Consider the following 18,949-nt stretch of genomic DNA (forward strand, 5'->3'; position numbering starts at 1 on the left):
GGTTTTAGTCAAAATCGTTCTATTTGTTTCAAGTGTGACTTGTGGTGGTAAATATTCTACTATAGTTTCATTCATTATTATTCACCTTCCTTACTCCCACTGAAGTTTTTTCTTTGTTATAGTGTGTAACTCCCACTTATAGAAGTTGGAGATTTTCCTTCTGAGATGTCGTTAAAGCATTACATTCATTTTTTTACTTGAAGTGTTGATTTATATAGGTTGTTAAGCATTTAGTTAAATTTAACTAAGCAATTATATTTTCAAATAATAGTATAACAATAATAAAGAAATTAGTTAATACTGCAACTCTATTTATTTAACTCTGTTTTTTTACTTTGATTTTGGCTTTGTCTCTGCATCTCTCTTATATAATCTTCTGCCTGCTTCTGGTATTCTAATATCTTCTTATTAGATTGCTCTTGAAGATCCTGCATATTTTTATTAAATAACTTCTCTTGCTGTAGTAGTGCTTTTTCCTTTTCAAATTCTTTTAACTCTGAAAATCTCGTTACTTCCATTTGAGCTTTCACAGCTGCAGCTTCCAGTTTTGTTTTTAGGGTATCGACTTCGATGTCTTTAGCTATTATTTTATTCTCAAGATCTATTTTTCTTGCCTGACTATCTGCAAGTAAGGCTTTAATGGTTTCATTTTCATTCTTAAACCCTTTATATTCCGTAACAAGGCCTGCAAGTGTGTCATTTTTCTTTTTATATTCTAGAATTAAAGCCTTATTGCTCCCCATGATTTCATTGAATTGAGTTACCTGTTTTTTAAGTTCTTCACGTGCATTAGAAAACTCCTGCAATGTGTTTTCCATATCTTCTTTATTTATTTTTAATGTTTCATTTTCAACATTTAAACTTTCTATTTTACTCTTATAGATTTCCATATCTTTATTAAACTGTAGCGCCTTTGATTCATCTATAGTTTGTATTCGTTTCGCCATATTCACATATATAGTATTGATCTGATTACTTAACGCTTCGAGGTGATTAATGTCCTCTGCTACCTCTGGTATATCAATTTTTACCTTGTTTAATTCGTAAGCACCCATGAGAATACCCATAAACTCTTTACTACTTTTGCCACTTCCTTGAATGAGCTCCATGAGCTTCTCTTTATCATCTGATTCCATTCTTACTGAAAAAGGGTTGTTATTTTCTGCCATTACAGGCCTCCTTATAATTAAATAATGTTTACAATTATTTTAACATAAATGCAATAATACGTGTGTGTTTACTTGTGTTTACGTAGTTTTGTTTACAGTATACCTCTATAATATTCAAAGTTCAATGAAAAATTGAATTTGAAATATGTCTGGTCGCCATCAGAGGAGTTCTACGGATGTGAGGGCACACGTCTGCGCTTGCTAACTTATAGTGAAATTAACAATTAGGAGAATATAAGCGGAAAAGTATGATAACAATAGAATATAGATGTTAATTTCACTATATGAACAGATATGAATGAATATAGACAAACATAAAGGTGTAATTTATTTATTTTTTGAATATACTATTATTAATAGAACCCACCACGCCTCTTTACAATGCGCACCAGGTGGGACATTTTATTTGTGGGTGATATAATGGAAAGTGATATTATAATTTATAACAAAACCCCTACAACTTTTGAAGAACAGATTAAGATATTGAAAAACAGAAATCTTATTATTAATGATGAAAATAGTGCAATGGATATACTAAGCAGAGTTAATTATTATAGATTAAGTGCTTATATGTTAACATTTAAGGCTGATGATACGTTTTTAAATGATGTTACACTAGAAGACATCTATGATACTTATTGCTTTGATAAAAAGCTTAGGAATTTGTTAGTTGGTGTATTAGAAAGTACAGAAATTGAATTTAGGACACATATTGCATATCACATAGCACATAAATATGGAGCTTTAGGACATTTGGATAGTAATAATTTCATTAAAGCTTCTTTTCATGAGAAATATGTAAGCATGATAAAAAGTGAAATTAATAGAAATAGAGACGAGTTATTTATAATACATCATAAGATTAAATATAATGGACAAGTACCAATTTGGGTAGTAATGGAGATTACTACATTTGGCACTCTCTCAATGTTTTTCAATAATTTAAAGGTTGAGGATAAAAAAGCAATAGGGTTAATGTGTGGCGTGCATTATTCAATGCTTACAGGCTGGTTAAAGTCATTATCTCATATTAGAAATGTATGTGCGCATTATAGTAGAATTTACAATAAAAAGTTTAATATTAAGCCCGTAATTCCTAAGATTTATAAGGACTACCAGATAGATAACGAAAGAATATTTTCTTTCATTTTAGTAATAAAACATAGTATACAGAATAAAAGTGAATGGGATAGTTTTTTAATAAATTTAAAAGCGTTAATAGATCAATACGAAATAATAAATTTAAGTTTAATAGGATTTCCAATTAACTGGTATGATATATTGCTTACTTAAATCATCACCTTCGGTGCTGAAATGTCGTTAAAACATATTGCATTTTGAAAAAGATAGAGAAGCAGGACTAATGCCCTGCTTCTCTATCTTTTTATTAGATTTCCCCTGAATATCTTACATTTTAGCAAATCATTTAAGAAATCAATTTAGAACCACAATCTTTTTATCTCACAAACAACAACCGCTGCAGACATAGGCATCTGTATAATGTTTTGCCAATTATTTTTCCAACTTAAATTATCTTCAAAATATTTGGAATCAATAATTCGCCCTGCATTCAAAATACCAATACCACTCCACACAATAAGCCAACCCATTTCTTTAAACATATCCTTACTGATAAAAAAGTAGTAAATACCCATACCTATCAACGCAATGCTAACAATCCACTGGATCACATCATTGGTTTTCTTTAATGAAGCTTTACGAATCATATTACTCATCCTTTCTTATTCGTTAAGGCCAACCGTTTAGTATATAGGAAAATTATAACATAATTCTCTATTTTTTAACGACATTTCAGAAGGAAAGTCTCCCACTTCTATAAGTAGGAGTTAAATGCCCTAACAAATAGAGAACTTCAGTGGGAGGATAACAATTGAGAATTGTTATCTACTCCAGAGGTCTACAAAGGGGTAAATCTCCTTCTGAAGTCGTTAATGCATCTTCGTAGAAGATGAGCAGCTCCGCAGGAGATGATTTAATTACCCCAAATTGCTACTCAAATAAACTTCCTTTTTCTGATCTTCAGTTATTCCTATATATTTTAAAGTTTGTAATTTGGATGAATGATTAAATATCTCCATTAAGAGCTCTATGGTAGTGCCACTCGTATAGGCATGGTAACCAAAAGTTTTGCGCATGGTGTGGGTGCCGATTTCTCCGGATATTATATTGCCATTATGGTCCCTTTCAACGAGACCTATCATTTCAGCAGCATTATTTAATATATACCAAGCATGTTGACGAGAAATTGGTTTATTTTCTGATTTTTTACTACAAAACACATACGTATCTGGTAGCACTTCTTCTAAAGTAGCCGCATATCCTTCAATTAATTTGCTTACTATAGATCCTATGTAAAACTTTTTTGTTTTTGAGGTTTTCTTTTCTGTGATAATTACATATTCTTTGGCACTCATGTTCTTGAAGTTCATGACATCATCAAATGTTAATTTTAAAATATCACTTATTCGAAGTCCAACATTTATTCCAAGAATAAATAACAGCTCATTGCGAAGACTCTGATCTCTTAAATATGACCTCATAATTCTGATGGTCCTTATTTCTCTTATAGGTTCTACAGTTTTCATTTTATATCATCCTTTCGTTAGAAAATTAACAACTAAGTAAATTATAACTAAATTTGATAAATATAATTATATATATCATGTTTTCAAGGTGATTTTATAGGGCATCATGTCGCAATATAGAATTCCCAATTTTTATATTACACAATAATTAAATAATAGTCAATATGTCAGATTAGGCAAAAATGGGAATTTACATTTTTTTGTAACACTAGGGTTTGAGCCATTTGTTATCTGACACAAGGTGCTTGTGTCAGATTAGAACCAACTTACTTATGAACATACATAATGCCAATTAATGTAATTACATTAATTGGCATTATTATTTAAAACTTATTCTTTATGTATTGTTATTTTTAAAATATTAATTTTAAAATAATTAAAAAAAATTCAAAAAATATTTAACAATTATAGAAAAATATGTATAATAGATATAAGAAATGAAAAGGGTGGTGTTTATACTGGAAATTTTAGTTGAAAAAGCAAAAAATGGAGACAGAAAATCTTTGATGGACATTATTGAACGATACAAGTTTTTAATAATTAAGTTAGCCTCGATTTACCACATACCTTCTTATGAATTTGAGGACCTGGTGCAGCAGGGATATCTTTCTGTTATAAAATCAGTGAAGCTTTATAACCTTGGTAGCAATACTTTTGATGGCTACTGCATAAATTCTATTAAAACTAATTTTAAAGCTCTTTTAAAAGGAAAGATAAAACACTATAGAGAAGTCCCTAGCGTAGATCCTATAAACCCAAATGTAGCTTTGGCGTATAGTTTCACCTTAGAGGATGAAGTAATAGCATACGAGGAAGTTAAAAGGCTCTATGATGCCTTAGAAAGATTAGAACCTTTTGAGAGGGATGTTGTGGAGAGATTCTACATTCTTGAGGATAGTCTTCGCGAAATAGCTTGTGATGGTGAACATAGTTATCATCATTATGCGAGGATTAAAAATAAGGCTTTAAAAAAGCTAAAAAAATATATTTGAAAAATTTATAAAAACAATTAGAAAAAGCATATATATTAACTGTAACGGTGAGGGAGGAATGCGCTATGTATGATGCATTTGTTAAACTGGTTAATACAGTTGGCTTCCCTATAAGTTTGAGTATTTATCTATTGTTTAGGTTTGAGAAGAAAATTGAGGATCTCAATAAATCTATCGCAGATTTAACTATAGTTATATCCACTGTTATAGGAAAAAACGAAAAATAAGGGTACCGGATTGGTATTCTTATTTTTTATATATTCTAAAAGCAACAACAAATATAACTTATTTATGGGTATGCTCCTTGTTGTTGTTTTATATGTTTTAACATCTTTTTGTTTTAAGTGTTTTAGACACACCGCAAAGCATTGATATGATTAGCTTTAAAAATCTAACTATGAGTTTTCCGTACCTAACTATGAGTTTTGCATACCCAAATTAACTTTAACTATGAGTTTTGCGTACTTAACTATGAGTTTTCCGTACCCAAAATAACTTTAACTATGAGCTTTGCGTACCTAAATATGAGAAGTTATTTACATTCACATAGTTACAAGGTAATATATTATTATGGGGTGCTTATATGGATAAAGATTATTTAGTTACTAAGTCGAATTATTTTATTATGAATAGCAGTTATGATTTAAGTTTGGAAGAACAAAAAATTATACTTGCATTGGCCAGTATGGTTCAACCAGCAGATGAAGAATTTAAACCATATAGATTCAAAATCAATGAGTTCATGGCTCTTATAGGGGTTAGTACAAAAACAAAGTATACTGAAATACCTAAGATAACAAAGGAACTTATGAAAAAAGTATTTGAAATAGAGGAAGGAAAGACTTTAATCCAGACAGCATGGTTAAGTGGCGTTAAATATGAGAAAGGTACTGGCATGGTTGAAATGATTTTTAGTCCTTATCTAAAACCCTATATGTTAAAGCTTAATAGTATGTTTACTCAGTATAAGTTGGCAAACATTTTAAGTATGAAGAGTAAATACTCACCTAGGATCTATGAGTTTTTAAAATGTAATGAATTTAAGAAACAAGGATATATAGAAATAGAGGTTGAAGAGTTGAGAAAGCTTTTAAGAGCTGATAATATCTATCCATTATACGCAGATTTTAAGAGGTATGTAATCCTTCAAACTCAAAAAGAATTAAAAAAATTAAGCGATATAAAATTTGAATTTGAAGAAATAAAAACAGGTAGAAAAATAACTTCAATTAAATTTTACATAACCACTAATAAAAACACTTGTAAGAATGAAATAGCAGCTGCATTAGCAGATATTAAATCAAATCCACAAGAAAACATTGACGCTATTAAACTTGTAAAAGAGATTATACAAGAACCAATATCAGACGCTGAAGCACAAAGCATATTGGATAGTGCAAATGGAGACATACATATAATCAAAGAAAAGTATAGATATTCGGTGGCAGCAGCTAAAATTGATAATGTGGTTGGATGGATTATTGATGCAATAAAAAAAGACTATAAGCCTGCTAAAGGCAAAGTTAAAGTTGATAAATTCAATGAATACGAGCAAAGGTCCTATGATTTTGATGAATTGGAGAAGCAGCTGCTTGGATGGAAATAAATAAATGTGATATAAATTGTTTAGATTAATCAAAGGTGTAGCTATATTAGCTATACCTTTTTTGTCTTTATTTTTAAATTAACCGCCAAAAACTTTTGAAGGTCATATATATTCAGTGAAAACAAAATGAAAGGGGCGATTAATATGGCAGTTGTATCTACAAAGGTAGCAAGCGCACTAAAACTCACTATGAAAGTAGGGGTGGACATCGACGGTAATGACAAATTTGCAACAAGGACACTAGGTAATTTAAAAGTTACTGCAGTGGATGAGGACGTTTTTGCAATAGGAAAAGCTATATCTAACATAAAGACTTATCCATTATTTACACTAGACAGACAAGATCAATTTAGCTTAGTTCAGGAATAGGTTTTCAGTTTAAAACTTAGAGTTAAATTAAGTTAAATTAAGTTAAATTAAGTTAATTTAACTTAAATAATTAAAAGGGGGAAAAGACATATGCATAAATTAGTTATGAGATTTTTAACATCTATAGAAGGTAAATATTTTACTTTAAGCGTAGATGACATTAAAGCTGATGAAGAGGGAGTACCAACTATAACAGACCTTGAAGTAAATACTCTTATGGATTTGGTTATTGCAAAGAATATTTTTGCATCAGCGAATGGCAGCTTAATTGGCAAGAAAGACGCTAAAGTAGTTACTACTGATACTAATGAATTTGATGTAGCGTAATTCATCACCTGACGTTAAAGGATTCCACTAAGGCTTAACTTGGTGGAATTTTTTTAGTTAAATCATCTCCTGCGGAGCTGCTCAATTTGTTAGGGTATGTAACTCCCACTTATAAAGGTGGGAGACTTTCCTTATGAAATGTCGTTAAAAAATAAGAGGAGGAACTTTAATATGAGTAATAAAATATATACACATTGCGTTGATTTTGGTCACGGAGGTTCAGATTGTGGAGCCGTAGGAACTCATTCTCATGAAGCGAGCATTGTTATGGCTATAGGTAAAAAAGTTGGTAGGATCCTTATAGAAAGAGGACAAAAGGTGATATATACAAGAACTACAGATGTATATTTAACATTAGCACAAAGGTCGAATATAGCCAATGATAATGGCTGCGATACATTTACATCAATTCATGCAAATAGTTTCTCAGATAAATCAGCTCATGGAATAGAAACATTTTCATACATGGCAAGTTCGAGTGGTGAAAGATTATCTAAACTAGTACAATCAGAATTAATAAAAGATACTGGGCTAACAAATAGAGGATGCAAGACTGCTAATTTCGGGGTGCTCAGAATGACTAGAATGGCTGCTATATTAGTGGAAACTGCATTTATTAGTAATGCAGATGAGGAAGCTTTACTATTATCAAACGCTTATCAAGAAAAAGTGGCACTATGCATTGTTAAAGGTATATTTTCATACCTCGGATTAAATTTTATTGGAGAATCTGCAGCTGCGCATCCTCCAATTATAACTTCTGGAAAGTATGGGATAGTTACTGCATCCGTACTTAATGTTAGGACGAGGGCAAATGTAAATTCAAGTAAATTGGGGACTCTAAACAAAAATGAAAAGGTCAAAATTGATAATAGGGTAGGTAATTGGTATTCTATATTTTATGGTAATCATGGCGGATTTGTTAGCGCAGCTTATATTAAATTAGTTTAATAGCTTCGCAGAAGATAATTTAATTATTAACAAAAATATTTCATTAAAGATTAATTTAGTGGAATATTTTTGTTAATAATTTAAAATAGAAGAGCTTATTTAATATACATCAAATAAGAAAAATAGGTTGAAAGGTGAGTAAATGACCGTTAAATAAACAACTGTTGTTGTATAGTAATAGTATAGTAACAGTATAGTAAGTATAGTAGGGGTACTCCAAACTAGCTCATACCAAGGGCTGTCAGTGACAAAAGGTGAGTAAATGACTGTTGAAAGGTGAGTAAATGACCGTTGAGGGGTGAGTAAATGACTGTTGAGGGGTGAGTAAATGACTGTTAAGGTGAGAAAATGACCGTTATTATTAAGGTGAATTAAGTGTTTGCATTTCACCTATGTATTTGGTAAAATATTGTTAATAGGCTTGTACAGGGGGACTACATATGAAGAAAAAAGGTGAATTAATAGCAGTAAGACCTGAGAAGATTATAGAAGCTAGGTTTGCGTTAACATCAAGGCAAAACGATATTTTAGATATGTTATTTACTCAAATTGAAGATGATCATAATGTAGAATATAGTATTGATATTAATAAATATAAAATGCTATATAATATTAAAGATAAAAACAATATTTACGGTGATTTAAAGAAAGCAGTAAAAACCTTTGAGGGTAAAGGTTTTTTAATAGTAGATAAAGAGAAGAATGAAGAAATATATTATCCTTGGTTCTCTAAAATACATTATAAAAACAAAGAAGGAAAGATTTTATTAAAAATTGATAGTGAACTTAAAAACATGTTTCTCGAAGTTAAAAAAAGAATTTATTATCATATCAAATACACATTAAATTTTAATTGTATTTATAGTAAAAGATTTTATTATTATTTAAAGAGCTATGAGGACACTGGGTGGAGAATAGATAATCTTGATGCACTTAGAGATAAACTTCAATGCCCTAAGAGTTATAAAAAATATTCTGATTTTAGGCGATTTGCATTAGAGCCAGCGCATGTTGAAATAAATAATAATTCCGACATTAAGTTTAAATATGAGGAAGTTAAGACTGGAAATAAAGTTACAGCTCTTAAATTTTCAATTAAGTCATCAAAATGTGAAGAAATTGCTATAGATAGAGATAAAGATTCAGAGATTACAGATGTACAAACTATATTTTCTGAAAATATTACACAGATAGAAGCAAGAAAAATGTTAGATGTTGCTAGTGGTGACATAGAATTAATAAAGGAAAAGTATAAACTTTCCAATAGTCAAGGTGAAATAAAGAATATAGTAGGATGGGTAATTAAAGCTATTAAAGATAATTATAATACCAAAACAAAACAGACTGGATTTAACGATTATGAGCAACGAACCTATGACTTTGATGTTTTAGAAAAAAAACTTTTAGGATGGAAATAACACTACAGAAAAAAATCTGTAGTGTTTAAATTCGCTCTTTTGATCAACCATTTCACAGCGGCAATTCTATTATTTCTATTACTTATTTAATATACATCAAATAAGAAAATAGGTATAAATACCTATCTTAGTTAATGGACTCATACTTTTTCATATCACCGTGATCTTAGTTTCTCAATAATTTTATTATTTAAAACCACTCAATATGATAAAGATTATCTACTCAGTATACATTTCTTAATATTTTTCCAAACAACTATTATATAAAAACTCAAAGATATTGTCAGCTTCTCTTGTATTGTAGAACTCAACCATTAAAGTATTAAACTGCAATCTATCCTTTGCCTTTATATTAAATATACCTTGACCTTGTGATATTAAAACCATGTTAGATACTAGCCTGGATGTTCTTTTATTTCCATCATAGAAAAATTGATTTAAAGCTCCCCATAGAAATATTTCAAAAGCTAGATCCGTTTTACTCTCACATCTTTTTATTAACTTTGGTAATTCACTTTTAAAAATACATTCTAACTCTTCAGCTATTGGAGGCATAAAATCTGTGCCGGCGATTCTAACTTGACCAGTTCTAAATGCACCACTAAATAAAGCTTCATCCTTAGCCACTATATTGTTAAATTTATTGAAGATATTTATGTCAAGTCCTGCATTGTTTTGGCTCACTGTATCAAATAAATAATTCCAACCATTTCTAATATTGTAAATTTGTTGTTCGTCGCTTACTTTATGACCACCGATAGTAATACCTTCAAGTAAAGTTTGTACTTCAGGATAAGTGAAAGGATTTCCTTCTAAATTAGCCATATTAAATACAACATCTGACGATAATTTTCTAACGAGCATTATTAATCTTCTAGTTTCTAACGCTGGAACTATATCCTCATAGGATTTGTTTCTGTTAAATAGCATAATATTTCATACTCCCTTTAATTCAACTTATTTTGAGATAATCAGCAAAAGATTTGTTTAAATCTAGCGCCGAGTACGTGCCTGTTGACGTGACCGTTCACGTATCCGTGAACATATACGTTAACATATCCGTAGACGTAGACGTGTAAATCTCTCTAATATATATTCCTATATTAATTCTGTACAATTACATGGTCTATGTGCTTACAGTGCCTGGGGAAGTCTCTGAATTCATCGTTTTTCTCACATCAGCCACCATGTCCTTCACACTCATGCCACCTTCAATTTCTTCTTCCCATCTCATATTATCTTTTTCATTTGACTTATCATCATTCTTACCTAATAAATCATTTTCCAACTTGTCAAAGTCATACTTTCTTTGCTCGTAGTTATTGAAACTATGAGCAACATTGGACTTGCCTTTAGGTGATTTATAATTGCCTGTAATTGCGTCAAGAATCCAACCCACTATATTCCCAACATCTGTTTTTCTTGGTAGATCATATTTTTCTTTAATAATTTCTAAGTTACCTTTTGCAGTGGTTAATAAAGATTTTGCTTGGCATACTGTTATCTTCTCTTTGAATATGCTTTGTACGGCCTTTATGTCCTCAGTAGAGTACTTGTTTTTCTCACTGGAAGCTTTACTCACCTTAGTAGCACAAACCTCGTCTATCGCTATGCTGTTCTCTTTATTGGTCTTTATGTAAAAATTAATACTTGTAACTTTTCTACCGGTCTTTACTTCTTCATAGTCAAATGATATATCGGTTTTTGAATTTATTTCCTTTTGAGCAACCTTTATTACCTTTTGTTTTAAATTTGAATATTTTGGATACTGTTCTTTTTCGATGTCTAATCCAAATCTTAAATCCTCAACAGTAATTAATCTACTGCCTATGATCTCATACTGTTTTAATAACTCATAAAGTCTAAACGAATAAGTACTTTTAAATTGCATTATATTTTTTAATTGATATTTTGTATACCAATTTAATTTTAAGTAAAAATCCTTCATATCTTCATCAATTTTCAATATTAATATCCCATTTCGTAATTTTGCTGTTTTTATTAAATGGAATTTATCAAACTCTTTAGTATCATCATTTTTCATTTTTATAAACCTTGCCATTAATTTATCTGTGACACTATCTAATTCCCTGTAAATGTTTCTTTTATGGATGTTTAAAGTCTTACTTAAATCTGTCGCTAAGAATTGATATTCTTTTAAATCAACATCATCTTTTGTTATCATACTTGCGAGCAATCTAATTAATTTTTGTTCTAATACTGTAAATGAATAAGACGCTTCAATCAATTTATTGCTCTGATATATCCAGTTATTATTTGATTTTGTCAAATCTGTTATCATTTCCCAACCACCCCCACAGGAACTATAACATTTCAATAATCGAGTTGTCAACAACTTTTTATAAATCGAGTTGCACATTCGTAAATAGGTTGCCTTTATTCGTAAATAGGTTGCCTTTCAAAGTGACTTTATTCGTAAATAAGTTGCCTTTATTCGTAAATAGGTTGCCTTTCGCATACTCAACCATAGTCATATCAACGACTCAAAGGGTGCCTAAAAGTATTAAAACTTTGTTGTTTATTTAAAACAATCTAAAACAACAACTGTAGTTGTGAAATTATTAATGACAACATAAATTTGTAACAATTCATTTTTATATTGTCATTCCTTACAACATTTTCTCTGTATTTGTTGGTATCAGACGGTTTAGATTAAAAGTAAGTAGGTTTTATATAGAATTAAGCTGTTCGTAAATGAGTTATCTTTAGATAAAAACTGTTTTTGATCATAAATAGGTTATAATTCACTGATATTTTTTAAATACATTGTTTATTCGTAAATAGGTTGCACTTAGAATTACACTTAACAAGTATCCCATTATGGATAAGTAGTTGACATTGTCAATCTTTATTTAAGGTATAGTGGAAAAATCTCGTTTAACGACTATATAAGCTCATTTAGTTAACGCGCGTTAATTTGCACCTTTACGTCATAAAAATTCATTACAAGCAACATAAGGTAGCTAAAAACACTATTGTAATAGCTTGGACATAAAAAAATAGAGCTAGCAATTAAATCATCATCTGCGGAGCTGCTCTATCAATTCTCTAAATTATTTTCTTACAGCATTCATAAGCATATCCATAGCCATTCTAAATATTTCAGATTCCTTTATCCTTTTCCCTTTGTTTTTCTTAGTCAGTTCTTTTGAAAGATCCTTTACAAAATCCGCCTGATCTTTTCTTAAATAGGCCACGCACCTAACGAATTGTTCATTATTACTAAGTAAGGAGTCTAGCACCGAGTCCGTGCTCGAAAACGGGTTTGTGACCGTTACTGTAGTTGGTGCTGTGTCTGTGTCTGATGACGTGACCGTGAACGTACCCGTAGACGTTTCCATACGTGTATTCACATCTGGAGAATTATCAGGTTTTTCAACGGTTTCACCCGCGGTTTCATTTGTGAAAAATGCATCTACACCTTGTCCTTTTTTTACTCCTTGTGTTTGCATTTCATTTACCTTTTTCATCTTATCAGCAAGACTTATTTTTCTATTTCCCATGCTATAACCTCCTTAGCCAATTCTTGATATGAAACAGAACCTTCAAATTTAGGGTCATAGGTCATAATAGGCTGCCCAGCGAGCACCGCATCAGGAAATCTTATTGACTTCTTTATCATGGAATTAAAAACAGGGTAATTTTTTTGAAGCTCTGCAACTACATCTTTGTGGTGTGTTGTTCTATTATCGTATAAAGTTACTAATATTCCCATTAAGGTAAGCTTTTTGTTCAGTTTTTTAACCTTAGTCATTGTTTTTTCAAGCAAATTAAATCCACGTAATGCAAGATACTCAGGTGCCATAGGTACAATTACGCTATCACAGGCAGCTAATGCATTGATAGTTAGTAATCCAAGTGAAGGTGGGCAATCGATTAATATATAGTCGAAATCTTCTTTCACCGGGTCAAGTGCATCCTTAAGTTTAAATTCGCGACCTACCTCAGATACAAGTTCCATCTCTGCTGCTGAAAGATCTATTGTGGATGGTACAAAGTAGAGAAGTTCATTAAATAAAATCAGTTTGTTTATATCTACATCGTCAACTAGTGCATTGTAAATTGTTTTTCCTAAATTCTCTGGCTCAAGACCTATTGAAATTGTTAAACTAGCTTGTGGATCAAGGTCTATCATTAACACTTTCATGCCAAGCTCCGTAAGTGCTACTCCTAAATTTAATGTAGACGTCGTTTTGCCAACGCCACCCTTTTGATTGCTCACTGCAATAATTTGTGACATTATATATTTCCACCTCCTGATTCTTTTTTTATACCTTCTTTAATATATGTAACCACTTGAGCGGATCTGCTACGTTCACTTTTTTTTGCTAATTCTTTAAGCTGTTTTTCTAGTTCTATACTCAAAACGACAGGTACAATAACATGAGTTTCTTTATTTATTGCCATCGTAACACCTCCAATTGGAGTTAGTATAACATGGTTATTAACTGTTAACAACTGCAATTTTAAATAAAATCGTACATTTATTTAGGGCGTAGTTTACGGCTAAATTAGAAAAAAATAGATGTAAAGGTGAGTAAATGACCGTTGTTATTAAGGTGAATTAATAGCAGTAAGACCTGAGAAAATTATAGAAGCTAGGTTTGCTAAACTTAAGGAAATAAAACATACATACGAATTATAGCATTTTAGTACAGTTTCTTTTGTAGAATAATACATTGCATATGCAAACTTATTTTTTAACAATCATAACATTTTTTTTATTTGAGTTAGTTTGAATTTTAAATATTAGCATTAAAAATTATTATTATACTATAGTATGTAATATTAGTATTAATAAGTAATATGACATTATACTATTATAATGTAGTATTACATATTGATATTATCTATTAATATATAATATTAGTTGAATATATTATAAATACATATTACAATATATATTGGTATGATATTGTGATATTAATAAAATAGGATGCATTTACATGTATATATTCATGCTATATAATAACAGTAAATATAAATTAAAGAGGTGAGGGTATGACAGTAATTTCATTGATTAATGTTAAAGGTGGTGTAGGTAAGACCGCTACAGCGATAAACTTGGCTGGAGCAATAGCATATCAAAAACATAAAGTATTGCTGATAGATAATGATAGTCAAAGCAGTTTATCACAGATTTTAAAAATTGAAAATAAATTTAATATGTATGATTTATATACTAACCCTAAAGTAGGTTTTAGCGATTGCATAGTAAAGTATAATGAACATATCCATGTTATACCTAACACTATAGAAAGTAGTGTCTTAGAAAGAGAACTTTATAATAAGAAATGTCCAGAACATATTTTAAAATTTAAATACAGAAACTTTTCACATGACTATGATTTTATCATTATAGATAATTCTCCGTTTTTAGGCATGATGGTGCAAAATAGTTTATGCATGAGCGATTACTATATGGAGGTAATTGATAATAGCCCAAGTGCATTACAAGGGCTTAATATGGTAAATAAAATTGTAAATGAACTAGAAGAAAATAGAATGGTAAATGATTTGAAACTGATAGGAATACTTAGAAATAGATTTGAGAAAAGAACTATATTTAGCAGACAATTTACAGAGGTAGCTGAGGAAGTTTTAAAAGATAATTTATTCAATACAATAATACTTGATAGTGTTAAGTATAAAGAAGCAACAGCGATGAATAAAACTATACAGGAATACAGTAATAAGCATGCTAAAGTCTATACAGAGTTATATTATGAAGTGGTTAATCGTATTAAATAATATAACAATATTAAATATTAATATATAGTATTAATGTATAATATTAATATATAATACATATATATAAGGGGTGTTTAGAATGGCTAATAATTTTAAAAACAATTTAAAGGGAAACATTAATATTTCTAATGAACATAAAGCTGTAGAAGAAAATACTAATATTAAGAATGAAGGTATAAAGGCTAATGATAGTATAGATAATGCATTTATATTAAAAAAGAAGACTGATGATAAAAAGGGTAAGAAGACATTTAATGTTTATATAGATGCTGATAGGTTAAAAGAATTGGATAAAGCTTGTAAGAAATCCGGATATAGTAGAAATGAATTAGTAAATGTTATGATAGAACATTGTATAAATAATTTAAAATTAGAAGAGTAGTAGTAAAAATAGTGGAAAATAAATTATAAAAATATTAAAAATTTTAATTAGGGTTTAATAGGGTTAATACTATAGTGATTTTCAATAGTAGACCCCTTTTTATTTATCTGAAAAATATAATGTTTTTATATATAGTGATTATGACGTTTATTACCGCTACATGCGCCATATGCTATGATTTAGAAATTTAGTGTTGCTTAAGTGTTACCTAAGCAACACTAAAAAAATGTTGTGAAGAGAGATTTACCTTTGGAATTTCATAAATAAAATTAATGAATATAATCAAAAGCTTCTACTAATAGTGGAAGTCCGGAAGGAGTAATACTAAGCCTTAGAGAAATGGACATTGAGATTCTTTTACAATATGGTAATTTTGATTTTGAAAATTATTCTTTTTTAGTTTTATACGAATTTATTATTAAAGTCCATATATCACCTCGAAAAAGTTCCTATAATGTCAAGAGTAGGAACTTTTTTTGAAATTAGTTTACCATATCGACCTAAAATACTCAATTTAATACTTTAAATACACCTAAGTTCAAGTTCCAAAATGAAACCCGGAACTTTTCTATTGCTTCTGGTTACAGCTATGTTCTTCATACCCCTATAAGATAGTCTAATAAAACCAATAACTCAAAAAACAAAAACACCTGGATAAATTTCATATTCAACCAGGTGTTTTTGTTTTTATTGAGGGTATTACATATAATATTAGCTAAACATGCCGATAATTTTACCGATTATGTCTAATATATCATTAATCCAACCCATATATTTCATCTCCTCTCTTTAACTAATAGTCAAGATTCATTAAAACAATACTTAACTATATACATTATTAATTTTATATAAAACTCACTTATCTTAATTACAAAATTAAATCTAAAAAGATGAGTGAGGTTATACCTTTGGGTAACTTGCTTTGTCAAAATATTAACCCATAAAAAGATAAAGCACAACCCAAATATCCTTAAACCTATATTTTATGACATAAACGATAAAAAAATGTAAATTTATGTATTTTTAACAAGTGAACTTCAACGGATAGGTTTATAAAGGATATTTTTAATATAAATAGAAAAAAATATATAGAAATAACTAAGAGAACAGGCATAAAATATAATAAATCCATATTTTTATACGATTTGCCTGAAATAACATCTAGTAACACCAAATAAAAACCGTAGCAATAATACCCCCGTGATACTTAAAACAGAAGTAATAGAGGTTATTAGAGATACTATAAAAATAGAATATCCGGAAATGGAAGAAATGATTAACTGGTATAGGAAGCAAAAGACTAATGAAAATATAATAGATGTTCCAGAAATAGATCTTAATAATTCAATGCTTAAAGGTGAAATTATAAGCAGAAGTATTAAAACATAAAAATAGCACTTAATGAATTCGTTGAATTTTGTAAGACTAAAAAAGAAACACAAAAGGATCTTATAGCACTTGCTCTAGTGGAATTTGTAAATAAATATAAAAGATGAGTTAATAAGAGATAAAAACTTGAAATTTTAGGTAATACATAGTAAAATAAAACACATAATATTATAAGATATGAGATTATATTGCATATATTTACAATAAGAAATTACAATATATGTTTATTTAAGCAAAAAAGCAACAAACTCTTGAATTAAGTCGGGAAACTTTACAATTCAAGAGCTTTAAATAACTTACTAAATAGTAAAGCTATCATTTAAATATTTAATTTAACATATAAATCTGTTTTATGTTTGATGTATATTAGTTTAATATATATTTCAACTATAGTCAATAGATATATATTAATAAAATATTTAACATCGAGAATGCTTTTCTATTTGGTATACCCAAATAGGAGGGCTTTTTTATGCTTGCGGAGAAAAAAGACATTGATGAGCTAAGTGACATTATAAGAAATTTAACCATAGTGCCAATGGAAGCTTTGGTTAATAGTTCGCAAGTGTCACAGGCACAAATGCAAATAGAACTTTTACATGAAAATGACGATGGATATATAACTATAGCGAGTAAAAAGGGAAGTAGTTGGATTCAGCATCACTACAAAGTAGATCAGCTTAAAGAAAATATAGACAAGCTTCTGCGTGTAGATGATGCAAATATATATTTAAGTCCAAATAGCTTTTATAAACCCGTGAGACGTATAGATAATATAAGAAAATTAAATTCACTATTTATAGATTTAGATTATTACACATTGGACCAATATAAAGGACTATCATCAGAACAGATTATATGGTTACTCGAGAAGGATTACTTTAAACAATCTGTTCCACCGCCTAGTTTTATAGTTATTTCAGGGCAAGGTATAGTTATTTATTGGCTTATAGAACCTGTGCCACATATGGCTCTTCCACTTTGGAATGCAGTGCAAAAATTCTTTTTGCAGAAGCTAAAAGAAATAGGTGCTGATGCTAAATCAATTGATGCAGCTAGAGTATCTAGGATTTCAAGTACTATTAACCAAAAAAATGGACGAGCTGCTGAACTAGTAGTTTTTAGTAATGAAAGATATACGCTTCGTGATATTCAAGAAAACTATCTTCCAGAACTAAATGATTATGTTAAAAATCCAAGTGTAAAAAAACGTGGAAGAAAATCAAAGGTTGTAAAACTATTCAATCTTTATAGTCTTCATAATGCGAGACTTATGGACATAGTAGAGCTTCAGACATTTAGAAAAGGATATTGTAGAGATGAAAATGGAGAACTAGTAGAAAAAAGCCAAAGGGAACTTATGTGTTTTTTATATAGATACTGGGCCTGTTGTTTTACAAGTGACCTTAATAAGGCATTAGAGGATACTTTAGAATTTAACAAGGGATTTATATGCCCCCTACCTGAAAGTGAAGTTAAAAGTCAAACTAGACAGGCAGAAAGGGCATATAAAGAATGGTTAGAGAATGAATTTGATTCCCGTCCAAAAGAAGATATAAATCAATTGAAAATCGAGATTGAAGATGGCAAAGAGAAAAATAAAAATAGAACAAGATATAGATATAAGGGATACAATTATAAAAATACAACACTTATAGGTCTTTTAAATATTATGGAGGAAGAAATGAGGGTTCTTAAGACTATTATCAATATGAAAGAAGTTAAAAGAAGAAATAATGAGCAACATAAAAAGAAAAACAAAGAAAATAGAAGAGATGAAAATGGACTTACTAAAAGAGAAAAAGCTAAATTAGAAAAAATAGAAGCTATAAAAGAACTTAAACTACAAGGATTAACGCAAAAGGTAATAGCAAAAAAACTAGAAATAACACAACAATCAGTTAGTAAATTATTAAAAGAACTGTAAAATTTTAAGTACAACTGAAACGTTCCGATAAAATTATGGGT

The 18,949-nt window shown here is 29.6% G+C and carries 20 protein-coding genes; 12 read left to right on the top strand and 8 right to left on the bottom strand.

Features of this window, described 5'->3' with window-relative positions:
- Positions 1-308: 308 nt before the first annotated feature.
- Positions 309-1,169 (bottom strand): hypothetical protein, encoded by an 861-nt coding sequence (locus tag ACWJJ7_RS18270; RefSeq protein WP_462965083.1) that lies wholly within the window; start codon positions 1,167-1,169, stop codon positions 309-311.
- Between the two features lie 420 nt (positions 1,170-1,589).
- On the opposite strand from ACWJJ7_RS18270, the gene ACWJJ7_RS18275 reads away from it, so the two are divergent.
- Positions 1,590-2,462, top strand: coding sequence for an Abi family protein (locus ACWJJ7_RS18275; protein ID WP_462965084.1), 873 nt, complete (start codon positions 1,590-1,592; stop codon positions 2,460-2,462).
- A 146-nt stretch (positions 2,463-2,608) separates the two neighbouring features.
- Here ACWJJ7_RS18275 and ACWJJ7_RS18280 read toward each other — a convergent pair whose 3' ends face one another.
- Together ACWJJ7_RS18280 and ACWJJ7_RS18285 are read right to left on the bottom strand one after the other, a co-directional pair.
- Positions 2,609-2,896 carry a hypothetical protein gene (locus ACWJJ7_RS18280; protein WP_462965085.1) on the bottom strand — a complete coding sequence of 96 codons (288 nt, stop codon included), beginning with the start codon at positions 2,894-2,896 and terminating at the stop codon, positions 2,609-2,611.
- Between the two features lie 270 nt (positions 2,897-3,166).
- Positions 3,167-3,775: a tyrosine-type recombinase/integrase gene (locus ACWJJ7_RS18285; protein WP_462965086.1), complete on the bottom strand. Its 609-nt coding sequence runs from the start codon at positions 3,773-3,775 to the stop codon at positions 3,167-3,169.
- Between the two features lie 437 nt (positions 3,776-4,212).
- Here ACWJJ7_RS18285 and ACWJJ7_RS18290 point away from each other — a divergent pair, with 437 nt between their 5' ends.
- The 7 genes from ACWJJ7_RS18290 to ACWJJ7_RS18320 all read left to right on the top strand — a co-directional run bounded on the left by ACWJJ7_RS18290 (position 4,213) and on the right by ACWJJ7_RS18320 (position 9,438).
- Positions 4,213-4,767 (top strand): sigma-70 family RNA polymerase sigma factor, encoded by a 555-nt coding sequence (locus ACWJJ7_RS18290; protein ID WP_462965087.1) that lies wholly within the window; start codon positions 4,213-4,215, stop codon positions 4,765-4,767.
- 65 nt (positions 4,768-4,832) lie between these two features.
- On the top strand, positions 4,833-4,994 hold the full coding sequence (locus ACWJJ7_RS18295; RefSeq protein WP_462965088.1) for a YvrJ family protein: 162 nt from the start codon (positions 4,833-4,835) through the stop codon (positions 4,992-4,994).
- A gap of 356 nt (positions 4,995-5,350) precedes the next feature.
- Positions 5,351-6,373 carry a replication initiation protein gene (locus tag ACWJJ7_RS18300; RefSeq protein ID WP_462965089.1) on the top strand — a complete coding sequence of 341 codons (1,023 nt, stop codon included), beginning with the start codon at positions 5,351-5,353 and terminating at the stop codon, positions 6,371-6,373.
- Positions 6,374-6,517: 144 nt separating this feature from the next.
- Complete coding sequence (locus ACWJJ7_RS18305; RefSeq protein ID WP_462965090.1) at positions 6,518-6,742, top strand: DUF1659 domain-containing protein; 225 nt, start codon at positions 6,518-6,520, stop codon at positions 6,740-6,742.
- 90 nt (positions 6,743-6,832) lie between these two features.
- The gene (locus tag ACWJJ7_RS18310; RefSeq protein ID WP_462965091.1) at positions 6,833-7,069 is read left to right on the top strand and encodes a DUF2922 domain-containing protein; all 237 of its coding nucleotides are present in this window, start codon (positions 6,833-6,835) and stop codon (positions 7,067-7,069) included.
- Positions 7,070-7,240: 171 nt separating this feature from the next.
- On the top strand, positions 7,241-8,020 hold the full coding sequence (locus tag ACWJJ7_RS18315) for an N-acetylmuramoyl-L-alanine amidase (RefSeq protein ID WP_462965092.1): 780 nt from the start codon (positions 7,241-7,243) through the stop codon (positions 8,018-8,020).
- A 440-nt stretch (positions 8,021-8,460) separates the two neighbouring features.
- Positions 8,461-9,438: a RepB family plasmid replication initiator protein gene (locus ACWJJ7_RS18320; RefSeq protein WP_462965093.1), complete on the top strand. Its 978-nt coding sequence runs from the start codon at positions 8,461-8,463 to the stop codon at positions 9,436-9,438.
- Between the two features lie 237 nt (positions 9,439-9,675).
- On the opposite strand, the gene ACWJJ7_RS18325 is transcribed toward ACWJJ7_RS18320, so the two are convergent.
- The 5 genes from ACWJJ7_RS18325 to ACWJJ7_RS18345 all read right to left on the bottom strand — a co-directional run bounded on the left by ACWJJ7_RS18325 (position 9,676) and on the right by ACWJJ7_RS18345 (position 13,866).
- On the bottom strand, positions 9,676-10,368 hold the full coding sequence (locus ACWJJ7_RS18325) for a Fic family protein (protein WP_462965094.1): 693 nt from the start codon (positions 10,366-10,368) through the stop codon (positions 9,676-9,678).
- A gap of 196 nt (positions 10,369-10,564) precedes the next feature.
- Entirely contained in the window at positions 10,565-11,740 is a 1,176-nt protein-coding gene (locus tag ACWJJ7_RS18330) for a replication initiation protein (RefSeq protein WP_462965095.1), read from the bottom strand.
- 772 nt (positions 11,741-12,512) lie between these two features.
- Positions 12,513-12,962 (bottom strand): hypothetical protein, encoded by a 450-nt coding sequence (locus tag ACWJJ7_RS18335; RefSeq protein ID WP_462965096.1) that lies wholly within the window; start codon positions 12,960-12,962, stop codon positions 12,513-12,515.
- Positions 12,944-13,699: a ParA family protein gene (locus ACWJJ7_RS18340; RefSeq protein ID WP_462965097.1), complete on the bottom strand. Its 756-nt coding sequence runs from the start codon at positions 13,697-13,699 to the stop codon at positions 12,944-12,946. The genes ACWJJ7_RS18335 and ACWJJ7_RS18340 overlap by 19 nt, the downstream gene beginning before the upstream one ends.
- Entirely contained in the window at positions 13,699-13,866 is a 168-nt protein-coding gene (locus ACWJJ7_RS18345; protein WP_462965098.1) for a hypothetical protein, read from the bottom strand. Before ACWJJ7_RS18345 ends, ACWJJ7_RS18340 begins: the two co-directional genes overlap by 1 nt.
- 594 nt (positions 13,867-14,460) lie before the next feature.
- Between ACWJJ7_RS18345 and ACWJJ7_RS18350 the strand changes: the two genes are divergently transcribed.
- From ACWJJ7_RS18350 to ACWJJ7_RS18365, 4 genes are all read left to right on the top strand, one after another.
- Positions 14,461-15,210: a ParA family protein gene (locus ACWJJ7_RS18350; RefSeq protein WP_462965099.1), complete on the top strand. Its 750-nt coding sequence runs from the start codon at positions 14,461-14,463 to the stop codon at positions 15,208-15,210.
- Positions 15,211-15,289: 79 nt separating this feature from the next.
- Positions 15,290-15,592 carry a ribbon-helix-helix domain-containing protein gene (locus tag ACWJJ7_RS18355; RefSeq protein WP_462965100.1) on the top strand — a complete coding sequence of 101 codons (303 nt, stop codon included), beginning with the start codon at positions 15,290-15,292 and terminating at the stop codon, positions 15,590-15,592.
- 1,200 nt (positions 15,593-16,792) lie between these two features.
- Entirely contained in the window at positions 16,793-16,981 is a 189-nt protein-coding gene (locus ACWJJ7_RS18360; protein WP_462965101.1) for a hypothetical protein, read from the top strand.
- 472 nt (positions 16,982-17,453) lie between these two features.
- Positions 17,454-18,908 (top strand): DNA-binding response regulator, encoded by a 1,455-nt coding sequence (locus tag ACWJJ7_RS18365; protein WP_462965102.1) that lies wholly within the window; start codon positions 17,454-17,456, stop codon positions 18,906-18,908.
- Positions 18,909-18,949: the final 41 nt, after the last annotated feature.

It is taken from the genome of Clostridium sp. CM042 (assembly GCF_055080995.1).

Coding starts and splice junctions, on each gene's coding strand:
- ACWJJ7_RS18270 (WP_462965083.1), bottom strand. CDS start 1,169: ATGGCAGAAAATAACAACCCTTTTTCAGTAAGAATGGAATCAGATGAT.
- ACWJJ7_RS18275 (WP_462965084.1), top strand. CDS start 1,590: ATGGAAAGTGATATTATAATTTATAACAAAACCCCTACAACTTTTGAA.
- ACWJJ7_RS18280 (WP_462965085.1), bottom strand. CDS start 2,896: ATGATTCGTAAAGCTTCATTAAAGAAAACCAATGATGTGATCCAGTGG.
- ACWJJ7_RS18285 (WP_462965086.1), bottom strand. CDS start 3,775: ATGAAAACTGTAGAACCTATAAGAGAAATAAGGACCATCAGAATTATG.
- ACWJJ7_RS18290 (WP_462965087.1), top strand. CDS start 4,213: ATGAAAAGGGTGGTGTTTATACTGGAAATTTTAGTTGAAAAAGCAAAA.
- ACWJJ7_RS18295 (WP_462965088.1), top strand. CDS start 4,833: ATGTATGATGCATTTGTTAAACTGGTTAATACAGTTGGCTTCCCTATA.
- ACWJJ7_RS18300 (WP_462965089.1), top strand. CDS start 5,351: ATGGATAAAGATTATTTAGTTACTAAGTCGAATTATTTTATTATGAAT.
- ACWJJ7_RS18305 (WP_462965090.1), top strand. CDS start 6,518: ATGGCAGTTGTATCTACAAAGGTAGCAAGCGCACTAAAACTCACTATG.
- ACWJJ7_RS18310 (WP_462965091.1), top strand. CDS start 6,833: ATGCATAAATTAGTTATGAGATTTTTAACATCTATAGAAGGTAAATAT.
- ACWJJ7_RS18315 (WP_462965092.1), top strand. CDS start 7,241: ATGAGTAATAAAATATATACACATTGCGTTGATTTTGGTCACGGAGGT.
- ACWJJ7_RS18320 (WP_462965093.1), top strand. CDS start 8,461: ATGAAGAAAAAAGGTGAATTAATAGCAGTAAGACCTGAGAAGATTATA.
- ACWJJ7_RS18325 (WP_462965094.1), bottom strand. CDS start 10,368: ATGCTATTTAACAGAAACAAATCCTATGAGGATATAGTTCCAGCGTTA.
- ACWJJ7_RS18330 (WP_462965095.1), bottom strand. CDS start 11,740: ATGATAACAGATTTGACAAAATCAAATAATAACTGGATATATCAGAGC.
- ACWJJ7_RS18335 (WP_462965096.1), bottom strand. CDS start 12,962: ATGGGAAATAGAAAAATAAGTCTTGCTGATAAGATGAAAAAGGTAAAT.
- ACWJJ7_RS18340 (WP_462965097.1), bottom strand. CDS start 13,699: ATGTCACAAATTATTGCAGTGAGCAATCAAAAGGGTGGCGTTGGCAAA.
- ACWJJ7_RS18345 (WP_462965098.1), bottom strand. CDS start 13,866: ATGGCAATAAATAAAGAAACTCATGTTATTGTACCTGTCGTTTTGAGT.
- ACWJJ7_RS18350 (WP_462965099.1), top strand. CDS start 14,461: ATGACAGTAATTTCATTGATTAATGTTAAAGGTGGTGTAGGTAAGACC.
- ACWJJ7_RS18355 (WP_462965100.1), top strand. CDS start 15,290: ATGGCTAATAATTTTAAAAACAATTTAAAGGGAAACATTAATATTTCT.
- ACWJJ7_RS18365 (WP_462965102.1), top strand. CDS start 17,454: ATGCTTGCGGAGAAAAAAGACATTGATGAGCTAAGTGACATTATAAGA.